Source organism: Agrococcus jejuensis (assembly GCF_007679035.1).
Lineage (GTDB): Bacteria > Actinomycetota > Actinomycetes > Actinomycetales > Microbacteriaceae > Agrococcus > Agrococcus jejuensis_A.
Map to the genome: position 1 here is coordinate 344548 of NZ_VEFR01000002.1, position 14625 is coordinate 359172.

A 14625-nucleotide genomic window follows, 5' to 3' on the forward strand; every position below is an offset into this window, starting at 1 on the left:
GTGCGGCGCGCGCCACGCGGATGGCATCTGCGGACGGGCGCACAGGGGTACGGGACTGGCACGGTACTCGTGTTCGGGCCGTCGGCGCAGTCGCTTGCCTCGGCGCACGACCCGTGCATGCCGCGCGTCAGGGCAGCGCGGCGAACTCCGGCGGCAGCACGACGTTGGCGGGGGCATCGGCGAAGAGCGGCGCGACGTCGGCGGCCGCATGGCCCGCGATGCCGGTGCCGATGGGCGTCACGAGGAATCGCAGCTCGGGATGCTCGGCCGCGAACCGCAGGAAGGCGGCGATGCGGGATGCCATGACGGCGGCGCCGCTCATCGTGTCGATCGCGTACGACTGACCGTGCAGGCCGTCGCCCTCGCCCCACACCGCGCCGAATCGCTCGTGCGCCGCCTTCGCGGCGCCGGCGGCGTGCACGCCGCGGGCGTTCGAGCCGAAGACGAACACCTCGTCGTCGGCCAGGTGGGTGATGGGCTGCATGCGGGCGACGATGCCACCTCGCCCCGCTCGCGTCGAGGTGCGCGTCGAATCCGCACGTGACGGCGGCATCACCTGCACCCTGCGCCCGAGACGTCGCTCTCGTGCAGATTCGCCGCGCCGCCACGCCCGGGATGCGCGGGCCGGCTCGCTCTCGGGAATGGATGCGCCGCATGGTGGTTCAATTACTTCAGATTCGAAATACTTGGATCGAAGGACCCAGCAGGAGGCGGCCATGAGCAGCATGCAGTTCGGCATCTTCACGGTGAGCGACATCACCCGCGACCCCACGACCGGCACGACGCCGTCGGAGGCGAAGCGCATCCAGGACGTCGTGCGCATCGCGAAGAAGGCCGAGGAGGTGGGCCTCGACGTCTTCGCGCTCGGCGAGCACCACAACCCGCCGTTCTTCTCGTCGAGCCCCACGACGACGCTCGCGTACATCGCCGCGCAGACGACGACGCTGCAGCTCTCCACCGCCACGACGCTCATCACCACGAACGACCCGGTGAAGATCGCCGAGGACTACGCGATGCTGCAGCACCTCGCCGACGGCCGCGTCGACCTCACCCTCGGCCGCGGCAACACCGGCCCCGTCTACCCGTGGTTCGGCTACGACATCCGTGACGGCCTGTCGCTCGCGATCGAGCACTACGACCTGCTGCGCCGCCTGTGGCGCGAGACGAACGTCAACTGGACGGGCAAGCACCGCACGCCGCTCACGGGCTACACCTCGACGCCCGCGCCGCTCGACGGCGTGGCCCCGTTCGTGTGGCACGGCTCGATCCGCACGCCGCAGATCGCCGAGCAGGCCGCGTACTACGGCGACGGCTTCTTCCACAACAACATCTTCTGGAACAAGGAGCACACCCAGCAGATGGTCGAGCTGTACCGCCGGCGCTTCGAGCACCACGGCCACGGCGCGAAGGAGGAGGCGATCGTCGGCCTCGGCGGCCAGGTCTTCATGGCCGAGACGGAGGCCGAGGCGAAGCGCCGCTTCCGCCCGTACTTCGACGAGGCACCCGTGTACGGCCACGGCCCGAGCCTCGAGGACTTCACGGCGCAGACGCCCCTCACGGTCGGCACGCCCGAGCAGGTCATCGAGAAGACGCTGTCGTTCCGCGACTACGCGGGCGACTACCAGCGGCAGCTGTTCCTCATCGACCACGCGGGCCTGCCCGTGGAGATGGTGCTCGACCAGCTCGAGATGCTCGGCCGCGAGGTCGTGCCGGTGCTGCGGGCCGAGTTCGACCGCCTGCGGGCGCCGGGCGTGCCCGACGCGCCGACGCACGCATCCCTCGTCGCCGCGCGCGACGCGGCAGAGGCTGCGCCGGCGGATCCCGCGGTGCGCGACGACGTCGACACCGCCGCAGCGATCGCGCCGAACCGCGCCTAGCGGTCGGGGGCTCGGCCCGATGCGAGAAGGGCATCGGGCCGAGACCCTCGACTCCCGCGCAGCGTCGCGCAGACCGGAGCGCCGTGCCCGTCGAGCCCACCCGAGCCGACGCGCCCGAGCCCGGCACCCCATCCGCTGCTCCCGCAGCACCATGCGGATGCGGCGGGGAAGATCCCGCGCCGCATCCCGGTTGGACATCCAGGAGGATCCGATGACCGACACCACCCCGACCCGCATCGCCATCGTGAGCGCGGGCCTCGGCGACCCCTCGACCACGACCATGCTCGCCACCCGGCTCGGCGAGGCGACGCAGCGCGCGCTCGCCGACCTCGGCCGCACCGCGACCGTCGACCCCATCGAGCTGCGCCCGCTCGCCCACGACGTCGCGACGCACCTCGTGACGCGCGTCGCGCCGCCCGCGCTCGACGACGCGCACCGACGCCTCACGACCGCCGACGCCATCGTCGCCGTGACCCCGGTCTTCACGATGTCGTACTCGGGCCTGTTCAAGTCGTTCATCGACGGCATCGCCGAGCGCGAGCTCGCCGGCATCCCGACCCTGCTCGGCGCGACCGGCGGCACCGTGCGCCACTCGATGGTCGTCGACACCGCGCTGCGCCCGCTGTTCGCCTACCTCGGCGCGGTCGTCGCCCCCACGGGCGTCTTCGCCGCCACCGAGGACTGGGGCCAGGATGCGGCGCTGCAGTCGCGCATCGATCGCGCGGGCCGCGAGCTCGCCCGCCTCGTGACGCAGATGCCGCGCGCGGCGAAGGTCGACCCGTTCGACGCGGAGAGCGACGACTTCGAGGACTTCGCGTCGCTGCTCGGGCGATGACGGTCGTCGACGCGGCCCCTGCGCCCCGCGAGACGCAGCCGGCGGACAGCGGCGAGCCGTACGCTCGACGCATGACCGCAGCGTCCGAGGCGTGGCGCACCTACTTCGAGGGCAGCGCGATGCTCGCCGCCGCCCTCGAGCGGCGCCTCAAGGATGCGTGCGGCCTCGACCTCGCCGACTTCAACATCCTGCTGCTGCTGTCGGAGGCCGACGACGCACGCATGCGCATGGGCACGCTCGCGCGGCAGCTCGCGTTCGCTCCCGGCCGCCTGACGTACCGCATGCAGCAGATGGAGGCGAAGGGCTGGGTGCAGCGCGAGGCCTCGGTCGCCGACCGCCGCGGCACGGATGCCGTGCTGACCGACGCCGGCCGCCGCACGCTGCGCAAGGCCAGGCCGCTGCACGCTCGGCACGTCGAGGAGCTCTTCCTCTCCCGCATCTCCGACGCCGACGCGGCGCAGCTCGAGGGCATCTTCGCCCCGGTGCGCTCGACGCTGCTGGGCGAGTGCGAGACCGTGCAGATCGCCGACGACGAGGCCTGACGCGCCGACGTCGTCGGCGGCGCGCGCTGGCGCGTCGCCCGGACATTCGTTAGGCTAACGAATGGCATGCCTCGATCTCTCGCACTCTCGAACGACCTCCGCATCGCCGTCGCGCGCCTCTCGCGCCGCCTGCGCCGCTCCGTCGCCGACGAGACGCTCGGCTTCCCGCACATGTCGGCCCTCGGCACGATGCAGAAGTGCGGCCCGATCACGCTGCAGGAGCTCTCGACGAAGGAGCGCGTGACGCCGCCGAGCATGCTGCGCACGGTGCAGGGCCTCGTCGACCACGGCTACGTGGATCGCACGCCGCACGAGACCGACGGCCGCAAGCAGCTGCTCGTCATCACCGACGACGGCCAGCAGATGATCGAGGAGACGCGCCGCCGCCGCAACGCGTGGCTCGCCGCCCGCCTCGACGCCCTCACCCCCGACGAGCGCGCGACGCTGCAGCGGGCGGCGCAGATCATGGAGCGCATCGCCGAGGCCGACGCATGACGTCGCCCGCGCACCCGCAGACCATCCCCATCCGACCGCTTCGCGACGACGTCCGCCGCCGCCCCGCCCCTCCGGAGGCCCGCGCATGATGTTCCGCTCGCTCAAGCTCTTCAACTACCGCACCTGGTTCGTCGGCGCCCTCATCTCGAACGTGGGCGCGTGGATGCAGGCGACCGCGCTCTCGTGGATCACGCTGACGCAGCTCACCCAGTACGACGCGACCGCCGTCGGCGTCACGATGGCGCTGCAGTTCGGCCCGCAGCTGCTGCTCGTGCCGCTCTCCGGCCTCGTCGCCGACCGCTTCCCGAAGCGCAACGTGCTGCTCGTGACGCAGTCGACGCTCGGCGCGCTGTCGCTCGTGCTCGGCCTGCTCGCCATCACGGGCGTGCTCGAGCTGTGGATGGTGTGGACGTTCGCGGCCCTGTTCGGCTCGACGCAGGCGTTCGACAACCCCGCCCGCCAGGCGTTCGTCTCCGAGATCGTCGGGCAGGACCAGATCTCGAACGCCGTCGCGCTCAACTCCGCGTCGTTCCACGGCGCGCGCCTCGTCGGCCCCGCCGTCGCCGGCCTGTCGATCGCGCTCCTCGGCGCCGGGCCCGTCTTCCTGCTCAACGCGCTCACGTTCGTCGCGATGATCGTCGCGCTCCTGCGGCTGCGCCGCGGCGAGCTGCAACCCGCGCCACGCGGCGCCCGGGGATTCGGCGACATCGTGCAGGGCATGCGGTACGTGGGCAGGCGGCACGACATCGTCATCGTGATGGTCATGGCATTCACGCTCGGCACGTTCGGCCTGAACTTCCCCATCTTCATCTCGACCATGACGGTCGAGTTCGGTGCCGACGCCGACACGTTCGGCCTGCTGTCGTCGGCGATGGCGATCGGATCGGTCTCGGGCGCGCTGCTCGCCGCGCGCTCCGAGCGACCACGGTGGACGCTCGTGATCGGCGGCCTCGGCGCCTTCGCCGTCGCGTGCACCATCCTCGCGTGGGTGCCCAACCTGTGGCTCTTCGCCGTCGGGCTCGCGCTCGCGGGCTTCACGGCGCAGCTGTTCATGACGAACGCGAACTCGACGGTGCAGCTGTCGACGGCGCCCGAGATGCGCGGCCGGGTCATGGCGCTCTACTCCGCCGTGTTCCTCGGCGGCACGCCCATCGGCGCCCCGATCGTCGGCTGGGTCGCGGATGCGTACGGCCCCCGCTGGGCGATCATGGTCGCCGTCGCCACGGCCCTCGTCGCGTTCGCGATCGGTGCCGTGTGGTGGTCGCGCCAGCGCCGCGCCGACCGCATGAGCCGCACGGGCACCCTCCGCCTGGCGGAGGTCACCGAGGAGCTGCAGACGACGAAGGCGTAGCCCCACCAGCCGGTCGAGGAGCGGGCGCCCTTCGAGACGGCTGCTCGCTGCGCTCGAGGCCTCCTCAGGATCCGCTGCGCGAGCACGCGTCACGATGCTTCACATTCGAACGAATCGGGAATGTCGACGCGTTCGCAGCGTTGCAGTCCTCTGGTCAGCGTCGACCACTCCATCCGCCCATCCGAAGGAGCCGACATGACCATCGTCGACCGCACCGCCCCCACCGACCACGCCATCCTCGACGTGCTGCAGGAGCGCTGGAGCCCCCGCGCCTACGAGCCCGTCGAGATCGACGAGTCCCTGCTGTCGAAGGCGCTCGAGGCCGCCCGCTGGAGCCCCTCCGCCTACAACGCGCAGCCCTGGCGCTTCGTGGTCGCCCGCCGCGGCACCGAGGCGTTCGACCGCGTCGTCGGCGCGCTCGCCGAGTTCAACCAGCTCTGGGCGCCCAACGCATCCGTGCTCATCCTCGCGATCGCCGAGGTGACGAACGAGGAGGGTCGCGCGAACCCGACCGCCGTCTACGACCTCGGCCAGGCGGTCGCGCACCTCACCATCCAGGCGCACGCCGACGGCCTCGTCGTGCACCAGATGTCGGGCTTCGACGCCGACGCCGCCGCGCAGGCGTTCGACCTCGACGAGCGCCTGCAGCCCGTCACGGTCGTCGCCCTCGGCTCGCTCGGCGACGCCGCCGCGCTCGACGCGATGCTGCGCGAGCGCGAGCACGCGCCCCGTGCCCGCAAGCCGCTGTCGGAGATCGTGCTGGGCTCCTGACCGATCGGTCACCGCTGACGCCTGATTGGGCAGCAGTGGTTCGCGACACGCCGTGCAGCGAGCCACTACTGCCCAATCGTCGTCTTCGCATCCCATCGCCGGCACAGAGGATGCGGCCGTAGCGTTGCAGGCATGCCCTCCGACTACGTCGCCCCAGGCCAGGAGTACACGCGCGACACCGCGTACATCGAGTCGCGCATCACCGCGGACGGCGCCGACGGCTGGCCCGTCGAGCCCGGCCGCTACCGGCTGATCGTCGCGCGGGCGTGCCCATGGGCGAACCGCATGCTCATCGTGCGACGCCTGCTCGGGCTCGAGGATGCGCTGTCGGTCGGCATGTGCGGGCCGACGCACGACGCCCGTTCGTGGACGTTCGACCTCGACCCCGGCGGCGTCGATCCCGTGCTCGGCATCGAGCGCATCCAGGACGCGTACCTCGCGCGCGTGCCCGACTACCCGAAGGGCATCACGGTGCCTGCGATCGTCGACGTCCCCTCGGGTGCCGTCGTCACGAATGACTTCGCGCAGATGAGCCTCGACCTCTCCACCGAGTGGCGGCCGTACCACCGCGAGGGCGCGCCCGACCTGCTGCCGGCCGCGCAGCGCGAGGAGATGGATGCGGTGATGCGCCGCGTCTACACCGAGGTGAACAACGGCGTCTACCGCTGCGGGTTCGCCGGATCGCAGGCCGCGTACGACGACGCCTACGACCGGCTCTGGACGGCGCTCGACTGGCTCGAGGATCGCCTCGCCACCCGGCGCTTCCTCATGGGCGACGCCATCACCGAGGCCGACGTGCGCCTCTTCACGACGCTCGCGCGCTTCGATCCCGTCTACCACGGGCACTTCAAGGCGAATCGGCAGAGGCTGATCGAGCTCCCGGCGCTGTGGGGCTACGCGCGGGATCTCTTCCAGACCCCCGGCTTCGGCGACACGATCGACTTCGCGCAGATCAAGGAGCACTACTACGTCGTGCACGAGGACGTGAACCCCTCGGGCATCGTGCCGAAGGGGCCGGCGCTCGACGGCTGGCTCGAGCCGCACGGCCGCGAGGCGCTGTCGACGGGAGGGTCGCCGTTCGGCGACGGCACGCCTCCCCCGCCGCCGCGCGACGAGGAGCTCGTGCCGCAGCACGCGACGCCGCTGCCCGGCGGGGTGGCCGCCTCGCGCTGACCCTGGGAGGATCGAGGCATGGGTCGGGTGCTCGCGCGCGTCGCCGCCGTCGCGGCGGGCGTCGCCGTGCTCGCGGGCCTCGCCTGGGGCGTCGCCTCGGTCACGATCCGCATGCAGGACTCGGCGGGAGCGCCGCTCGGCGTCGCGCCGATCCAGGCGCCCGGCTCGACGACCGCGCCGACGGACCCCGCGCCCACGGAGCCCACCCAGACGCAGGCGCCCGCCCCGGTCGAGCCCGCGCCCGTGCAGCCCGCCCCGGCGCAGCCGGCCCCGCCGTCGGACGACGACGACGATGACGATGACGACGTCGGCGAGCTCGACGACGACTGACACCGGCTGACGCCCCTGCGTCTCGGCGCAGCCGTCTGCGTCGCGCAGGCGATCCGGGTGGGCGGACGGAGGATGCGCCTCCGCGACCCCTGATCGCCCGCAGGACGCGACCGCGACCGCGGCGGATGCCGCGGGTCAGGCGCGCGCGAGCCCGCGGGACGCAGCGACCGTGCCGACGGCGCCGAGCAGTCGGGCGTCGCCGATCGGTGGGCCGCCGACCTCGTCGACGAGGCAGACGGCGACGCTCGTCGCGCCGACGTCGGCGAGCGCGCGGATCTGGCCGGCGATCGTCTCGGCCGACGAGTCCGCGGGCACCGACAGGAAGACGACCGCGGCGGGCGCGCCCTCGCGGCCCGCCGCATCCCACGCCTCGCGCACCACCGCGATGCGCTCGCGCGCCGCATCGACGTCTGCGCCCTCGGTGAGGATCACGCCGTCGCCGAGCTCGCCCGCGAGCGCCAGCGTGCGCTCGCGGATCGCACCGACGAGCAGCGGCGGCACCTCGGCGGGCGGCCAGCGCAGCTGCACGGCGTCGAGCTGCACGTACCGGCCGTCGCGCGACACCTCCTCGCCCGCGAGCAGCGGCCGCAGCGCCTCGACGTGCTCGCGCAGCAGCGTGAGCGGCGACTGCGCGCGCACGCCCGCCTGCCCCATCCAGTCGAGCACGCCGTGGCCGAAGCCCGGCAGCAGCCGACCGGGGAAGAGCCTCGCGAGCGTCGCGACCTCCATGGCCTCGAGCGCGACGGTGCGCAGCGGCACGGGCATGAGACCGATGCCCACGCGGATGCGGGGCGTCCAGGCGAGGGCGGCCGCCGCGGCGGCGACGCCCGACTCGGCGAAGCAGTCCTCCCACACCCACAGCTCGTCGAGCCCCGCGGCATCGGCGGCGACGGCCACCTCGCGGTAGGCCTCGGGCGGCTGATCGGGCGGGATGATGAGGGCGACGTCGACCATGCCGGCGACGCTACCGCGCCCCTCCGACGCGCGCGCATCCCTCGCCTCGTCTCGTGCGCTGCGCAGGCGATCACGGTGGGCGGAGGGAAGATGCCCCTCTGCCACCCCTGATCGCCCGCGAAGCGCAGCCGACCGACGGCGGTCAGCGGAAGCGGTAGCCCATGCCGCGCACGGTCTCGATGCGGTCGGCGCCGAGCTTCGCCCGCAGGTAGCGCACGTACACGTCGACGACGTTCGAGCCGGGGTCGAAGTCGTAGCCCCAGACCCGCGAGAGCAGCTGCTCGCGCGAGAGCACGTTGCCGCGGTTGCGCATGAGCTCCTCGGCGAGGGCGAACTCGCGCGCCGACAGGTCGACCTCGCGCCCGTCGAGCCGCGCGCGACGCGTGCGCACGTCGAGCACGACGCCGTCGGCCTCCACCTCGCTCGGCGCCGCAGCGCCCTCGCGGCGCATGCGCAGGCGGATGCGCGCGAGCAGCTCGTCGAAGCGGAAGGGCTTGGGCACGTAGTCGTCGGCGCCGCCCTCGAGCCCCGCGACCGTGTCGGCGGCGGAGGTGCGGGCCGTGAGCATGATGACGGGCACCGTCGCGCCCGAGCCGCGCAGCCGCTCGAGCACCTCGAAGCCGTCGAGCCCCGGCAGGCCGACGTCGAGCACGACGAGGTCGAACTCGTCGCTCAGCGCGAGGTCGAGCGCCTCGGGGCCGGTCGCGGCGACGGTCGTCGCGAAGCCCGCGGCGCGCAGCCCCTTCTCGACGAACGCGCTGATGCGCACCTCGTCCTCGGCGATCAGGATCGACGGCATCCGCTCCCCCTCGCGCTCGCGGTCACGCTCGACCATCCTCGCCGACGGCCGCTGCCGACGCGCCGGGCGCGGCCCCGGCGGCCGCGACCGCCTCGTCGTCGATCGGCAGCGCCACGACGAACGCGGCGCCGCCCTCGACGGCGTCGTCGACGCGTGCCGTGCCGCCGTGCGCCTCGGCGATCCGGCGCACGATCGACAGGCCCAGGCCGCTGCCCTCGCGCCCACGGCCGGTCTCGACGCGTCGGAATCGCTCGAACACGGCCTCCTTGTGCGCGTCGGGCACGCCGGGCCCCGCATCCTGCACGACGAGCTCGACGTGGTCGCCGGCGCGCCGCGACGCGACCGTGACGTCGCCGCCCGCGTGCGTCACGGCGTTCTGCACGAGCTGCAGCATCGCCTGCGTGATGCGCTCGACGTCGACCATCGCGACGACGCGCGCCGTCGAGCCGAGCCGCACCGTCGCGCCCTCGATGCCCGACGCCGTCGTCGCGACCTGCTCCGTGAGCTCGGCGACGTCGGTCGCGCGGAAGCGGAACGCCTCGACGCGGTCGACGCTCGACGCGCGTTGGATGTCGCCGACGAGCCCCGCCATGCGGTCGAGCTCGGAGATCGCCACGTCGCGCGCCTGCTCGACGTCGGCCGGGTCGCGCGCATCCATGAGCTCGAGGTGGCCGCGCACGATCGTGACGGGCGTCTTCAGCTCGTGCCCGACGTCGTCGAGCAGGCGCTGCTGCGCGGCGAGGGATCCGTCGAGCCGGTCGAGCATGGCGTTGACGGTGACGCCGAGCTGCGAGACGTCGTCGTTGCCCGTCACGGGCACGCGCTCGGAGACGCCGGATGCGGCGATGCGCTCGGCGAGCTGCCGCAGGTCGCGGATGGGGCGCAGCAGCCGGCCGGCGATCGCGAAGCCGATCACGAGCACGGCGAGCACGCCGATGGCGGCCGCGAGCAGGAAGACGCTCGCCGCGGCGTCGAGCTCGGCGAGCTCGGCGACGAGGTCGTAGCCGGTGACGAAGATCGCGGTCGTCGCCGCGTCGCCCTCGCCCACGACGATCGGCACGGCCACGTAGCGCAGCGTGACGTCGGCGCGCGCGTCGGCGTCGGCGTCGGCGATCGTGCCGATCACGACCTGCGCGCCCTCCGTCTCGGCGGTGACGCGCGCCGCGAGCCCGTCGACGCGTGCAAGGTTCACGTCCATCTGCACGCCCGGCACGAGCGCCGCCTGGCCCGCGATGACGCCGAGCGCGCCGGTGTTGTCGTCGGGGGCGATGCGGGTGAGCGCTGCCGTGAGCAGCGCCTCGGCGCTCGACCAGCCGCCGTCCGGCGACTCCGACGCGAGGAAGCGCACCGACTCGACCGACGACAGCAGCTGCGTGTCGACCTGGTCGAGGATGCGGTTGCGCTCGACGACGTAGGCCGTGACGCCGGCCGCGAGCACCGCGAGCGTCGCCACGAGCCCGAGGGCCGCCACGATCCGCGTGCGCACGCTGACGACCGGCAGTCGACTCCGCCGCTCGCCCATGCCCCCATCCTGCCCGCCCCGGCACCGTGCGGCCTGTCACATGAGAGCAGTCTCATGCAAGGCCAGCGATCGCCCAGCGGCGCCTGGAAGGATCGGGGGCATGGAGTCGCGGCCCGCCGAGCACGTGCTGCTCGAGGAGGCGTTGGGCCGCCCCGGGCGCCTCATCTCCCGCGACCCGTTCGGCGCGGGCGTCATCGCCGGATTCGAGGTCGACGACGACGGCACGACGCTCACCTACTTCGTCGACACCTCGGGCGAGGACGTGCCCGAGGAGACGGGGCTCGTGCTGCGCTCGGGCGACGCGCTGCAGGCGCGCGTCTGGCTGCATCCCGCCGATCCGCGCCTGCCGACGCTGCCCGTCGCCGCGTTCGGCGAGTCGGCGGCGCGACTGCTCGAGCGCTTCGGCATCGCAGGCACGTTCGAGTCGGAGATCGTCGCCTATCGACCGGGCAAGCGCGCGGTGCTGCGGCTGCGCGGCGAGGAGGCGGAGCACTTCCTGAAGATCGTGCCGCCCGGCGTCACCGAGCACATCGCGAGCCTGCACTCGGCGCTCGCGAAGGCTGGCGTGCCCGTGCCGCGCATCCCTCGCTGGGCGCCGCAGGGCTGCATGCTCATCGAGCAGGCGAAGGGGCTCGCGGGACCGAAGGCCGCTCTGTCGCTCGCGCCCGATGCGCTGCTGCAGGCGGTGGACGTCGTGCGGCTGGGGCTCGAGCGCGCCGAGATCACGGGTGCCGCCCGGCCGGCGCTCGGATCCCGCATCGACTGGTACGCCGCACGCCTCGCGCAGGTCTCGCCCGAGCGGGCGGGTCTCGCGATGGCGCTGCGCGACGCCGTGCACGCCCGCCGCCGCGACGTGACGCTGCCCGTCGTCGTGCACGGCGACCTGCACCTCGGCCAGCTCTTCTTCACCGACGACGTCGTGACGGGACTCATCGACGTCGACACCGCGGGCGTCGGCGACCGCGACGAGGACTCCGCCGCGTTCATCGGCCACGCCCGCACGAGCGCGCTGCTCACCGAGGCGGCAGGCCGGTCGGAGGCGGCGCTCGCCCTGCACGTGCTCGCCGACGTCGCATCCGAGCGCTGGCTCGACGGCCCGCACTCGCGCTCGCTCACGGCGGCGCACCTCATCGCGCACGCGCTGTCGGCGATCGAGCAGGGTGCGGGCGACCGCGCCGACCGGATGCTCGACGAGGCCTCGTCGCTCGTGCACGTGGCGCCGAAGGCGGCGAGCGCGGGCTGAGGCGCTGCGGCTCGGCTCGTGCCTGGCTACGCGGTCGGTCGGTCGGCGATTGGTCACGATCGGCTCATGACTGGTCACGATCGGCGCCTGACTGGTCACGATTGGCCCATGACTGGTCAGAGTTGGCAGCCAGCTGCGACCAGTCGACGACCAACCATGACCAGTGCTCGACCGAGCCATCGGCGAGTGGTCCACTCGTCGCGGTGACTGGTCACTCGATCCGGCGATCGGTCACTCGTTGTGGCGACTGGTCACTCGTCGGGATCGACTGGTCACCGATCGTTCCCACGAGCGACCATTCCCGACCACGAGCGACCAGTCAGCACCACGTGTGACCAGTCAGGCCCACGAGCGACCGATCGACCGCCCGCATCTGCGCATGAGAGGTCTCTCATGCGGTCGTCATACCCGCCTCACGGGGTCTCGCGAGAGTGGTGCTCGCACACAGGGAGCACCGAAGAAGGAGACCATCATGGAGCAGCGCACCTGGATCACCGTCGGCGCAGCCGGCACCCTCGGCCTCGGCCTCGTCGCAGCCGGAGCCCTCGCCACCGCCAACGCCATGGACGTCGACGACGCGACGCAGGTCGCGCAGGGCGGCGTCGTGGTCGGCGACGACCTCGTCGAGCGGCCGGGCGTCACCATCCGCGTCACCGACGGGCACGCATCCGTCGTCTCGGCGCCCACCGCGTCGAGCGCCCCCGCAGCGCCGGCCCCCACGAGCTCGGCTCCGTCGGCGCCCACGGCCCCGGCACCCGCACCCACCCAGTCGGCGATCTCGGCGCCGTCGCCCGTCGCCGCCCCGGCTCCCGCCCCGGCCCCCGCCCCCGCCCCGGCGCCCGCTCCCGCATGGGACAGCGCGCCGTCGGCGGCCAGCCCCGTCTCGCCCGTCTCCGCCCCCTCGGGCGACTGACGAGGGCTGGAGGGGTCGGCGTCCGACCGTCGGACGTCGACCCCTCCGCACTCCCCCGGCGCCGCCGACGCATCCTGCGTCGACGGCGCCGCTGCGTGCGTCCGGACGAGCTGACTGGTCACGCGTGGTTGGGAATGGTCGCTCGTTGCAACCACGAGTGACCAGTCGAAGGTGACGAGTGACCAGTCGGCGCAACGAGTGACCAGCCGGTGCCGCAGCGGTCAGCGGATGCGGCGCTGGTCGCTCGCCTCGCATGGAGGACGACTGGTCGCAGTTGCACCGGACTGGTCGCAGTTGCGGTGCACCTGCGACCAGTCGAGCGTGCATCTTCGACCAGCCTGGTGCAATCGTGACCAGTCATGCCGGCGTCGGCGCGCGCCTCGTCGTCGACTGGTCGCGAATGGCTGTCGACTGGTCGGACTTGGCAGCCAACTGCGACCAGTCACGAGTCGACTGCGACCCGTCACGAGCCACGTGCGACCGGTCGTGGAGACAGGCGGATGCGGGCGGCCCTGGCCGGCCGTCCGCATCCGCCCTCCCGAGCGTCAGCCCTCGAACGTGGCCTTCGCGTCGGCGACGATCGCCGGGTCGCGGAACGCCGACAGCGCGGTCGCCGCGAGCATCACGGCACCGTCGGCGATCGCCGGCGGCGCCAGCTCGGCCGAGCCGGCCGCCGCCGCGAACTCGCGCGTGTGCGGTGCGACGTCGCGCGCGAGGCAGATCATCGGGTGGATCGACGGCACCACGTGGCTCACGTTGCCCATGTCGGTCGAGCCCGCGAGCGTCGGGTCGGGCTCGAGCTCGCGGCCCAGCACGCCGTACGCCGCCTCGGCGACGTCGACGAGCGTGACGTTCGACCGCAGCGAGAAGTACGGCGGCGTGTTCTCGGCGATCTCGACCGTCGTGCCCGTCGCGAGCGCGGCGCCGTCGAAGCAGGCGCGCACGCGCGGCACGACGTCGGAGAGCAGGTGCTCGCGGTCGCCGGCGCGCACGAAGATCCGCAGCGCCGCATGCTCGGGGATGATGTTCGGCGCCTGGCCGCCGTTCGTGATGATGGCGTGGATGCGCACGTCGTCGGTCATCTGCTGGCGCAGGAGGCCGATCGCCGTGAGCGACAGCGTCGCGGCGTCGAGCGCGTTGCGGCCGATCTCGGGGGCGCCGGCTGCGTGGGCCGCCTTGCCGTGGAAGTCGACGTCGAGCGCGACGCGCGACAGCGACGAGCCGCGCACGGCGTCCGATCCCGACGGGTGCACCATGATCGCGAGGTCGACGCCGTCGAGCACGCCGCCGTCGATCATCGGCACCTTGCCGGCTGCGCCTTCCTCGCCCGGGCTGCCGATCACCACGAGGTGCGCGGGCACGGGCGACGCCACGAGCGCGTCCTTCACGAGCATCCCCGCGCCGAGACCGGCGGCGGCGATGACGTTGTGGCCGCACGCGTGGCCGATCTCCTCGAGCGCGTCGTACTCGCAGAAGATCGCGATCGTCGGGGCGTCGGCGCCCGCACCCGGCGTCGACCAGCGGCCGACGAAGGCGGTCTCGAGACCGGCGAAGCCGCGCTCGACGGCGAAGCCCGCGAGCTCGAGCTCGGCCGTGAGGCGCGCGGCGGCGTGCGTCTCGGTGAAGCGGATCTCGGGATGCGCGTGCAGGTCGGCGGCGACGTCGACGAGCGTCGTGAGGCGCGCGGAGAGCAGCGTCTGCAGCTCGGCGATCGTCGCGGGCATCGCGGCGATGCCGGCCTCGGTGGCGGGACGCACGGTGGTGGTGATGGTGGGCACTGCAAGGACCTCCTTGGGGTCGGTCGGGGTGAGCGGAGCGGT

The 14625-nt window shown here is 73.1% G+C and carries 15 protein-coding genes; 10 read left to right on the forward strand and 5 right to left on the reverse strand.

Going from position 1 to position 14625, the window contains the following annotated elements:
* Positions 1-127 precede the first annotated feature (127 nt).
* The gene (locus tag FS793_RS08550; RefSeq protein ID WP_144720078.1) at positions 128-484 is read right to left on the reverse strand and encodes an A1S_2505 family phage non-structural protein; all 357 of its coding nucleotides are present in this window, start codon (positions 482-484) and stop codon (positions 128-130) included.
* Between the two features lie 241 nt (positions 485-725).
* Here FS793_RS08550 and FS793_RS08555 point away from each other — a divergent pair, with 241 nt between their 5' ends.
* The 8 genes from FS793_RS08555 to FS793_RS08590 all read left to right on the forward strand — a co-directional run bounded on the left by FS793_RS08555 (position 726) and on the right by FS793_RS08590 (position 7374).
* Positions 726-1877: an LLM class flavin-dependent oxidoreductase gene (locus FS793_RS08555; protein WP_144720423.1), complete on the forward strand. Its 1152-nt coding sequence runs from the start codon at positions 726-728 to the stop codon at positions 1875-1877.
* A 211-nt stretch (positions 1878-2088) separates the two neighbouring features.
* On the forward strand, positions 2089-2712 hold the full coding sequence (locus FS793_RS08560; protein ID WP_144720079.1) for a CE1759 family FMN reductase: 624 nt from the start codon (positions 2089-2091) through the stop codon (positions 2710-2712).
* Positions 2713-2783: 71 nt separating this feature from the next.
* Positions 2784-3254: a MarR family winged helix-turn-helix transcriptional regulator gene (locus FS793_RS08565; RefSeq protein ID WP_144720080.1), complete on the forward strand. Its 471-nt coding sequence runs from the start codon at positions 2784-2786 to the stop codon at positions 3252-3254.
* Positions 3255-3320: 66 nt separating this feature from the next.
* On the forward strand, positions 3321-3749 hold the full coding sequence (locus FS793_RS08570; RefSeq protein ID WP_144720081.1) for a MarR family winged helix-turn-helix transcriptional regulator: 429 nt from the start codon (positions 3321-3323) through the stop codon (positions 3747-3749).
* An 85-nt stretch (positions 3750-3834) separates the two neighbouring features.
* A complete protein-coding gene (locus tag FS793_RS08575; RefSeq protein ID WP_260980089.1) occupies positions 3835-5100 on the forward strand; it encodes an MFS transporter in 1266 nt (421 codons plus the stop codon).
* A 195-nt stretch (positions 5101-5295) separates the two neighbouring features.
* On the forward strand, positions 5296-5871 hold the full coding sequence (locus FS793_RS08580; RefSeq protein ID WP_144720082.1) for a nitroreductase family protein: 576 nt from the start codon (positions 5296-5298) through the stop codon (positions 5869-5871).
* A gap of 132 nt (positions 5872-6003) precedes the next feature.
* On the forward strand, positions 6004-7044 hold the full coding sequence (locus tag FS793_RS08585) for a glutathione S-transferase family protein (protein ID WP_144720083.1): 1041 nt from the start codon (positions 6004-6006) through the stop codon (positions 7042-7044).
* A gap of 18 nt (positions 7045-7062) precedes the next feature.
* Complete coding sequence (locus FS793_RS08590) at positions 7063-7374, forward strand: hypothetical protein (RefSeq protein WP_144720084.1); 312 nt, start codon at positions 7063-7065, stop codon at positions 7372-7374.
* Positions 7375-7509: 135 nt separating this feature from the next.
* Here the strand turns inward: FS793_RS08590 and FS793_RS08595 are convergent, their stop codons facing one another.
* The 3 genes from FS793_RS08595 to FS793_RS08605 all read right to left on the reverse strand — a co-directional run bounded on the left by FS793_RS08595 (position 7510) and on the right by FS793_RS08605 (position 10649).
* Positions 7510-8328 carry an LLM class flavin-dependent oxidoreductase gene (locus FS793_RS08595; RefSeq protein WP_144720085.1) on the reverse strand — a complete coding sequence of 273 codons (819 nt, stop codon included), beginning with the start codon at positions 8326-8328 and terminating at the stop codon, positions 7510-7512.
* Between the two features lie 142 nt (positions 8329-8470).
* The gene (locus tag FS793_RS08600; RefSeq protein WP_144720086.1) at positions 8471-9127 is read right to left on the reverse strand and encodes a response regulator transcription factor; all 657 of its coding nucleotides are present in this window, start codon (positions 9125-9127) and stop codon (positions 8471-8473) included.
* 22 nt (positions 9128-9149) lie between these two features.
* The gene (locus FS793_RS08605) at positions 9150-10649 is read right to left on the reverse strand and encodes a sensor histidine kinase (RefSeq protein ID WP_144720087.1); all 1500 of its coding nucleotides are present in this window, start codon (positions 10647-10649) and stop codon (positions 9150-9152) included.
* A 100-nt stretch (positions 10650-10749) separates the two neighbouring features.
* Here FS793_RS08605 and FS793_RS08610 point away from each other — a divergent pair, with 100 nt between their 5' ends.
* Positions 10750-11892: a phosphotransferase gene (locus FS793_RS08610; RefSeq protein WP_186329407.1), complete on the forward strand. Its 1143-nt coding sequence runs from the start codon at positions 10750-10752 to the stop codon at positions 11890-11892.
* Positions 11893-12364: 472 nt separating this feature from the next.
* The gene (locus FS793_RS16200; protein ID WP_186329408.1) at positions 12365-12805 is read left to right on the forward strand and encodes a hypothetical protein; all 441 of its coding nucleotides are present in this window, start codon (positions 12365-12367) and stop codon (positions 12803-12805) included.
* Between the two features lie 545 nt (positions 12806-13350).
* Here the strand turns inward: FS793_RS16200 and FS793_RS08620 are convergent.
* Positions 13351-14583 (reverse strand): amidohydrolase, encoded by a 1233-nt coding sequence (locus FS793_RS08620; RefSeq protein ID WP_144720090.1) that lies wholly within the window; start codon positions 14581-14583, stop codon positions 13351-13353.
* Positions 14584-14625 lie beyond the last annotated feature (42 nt).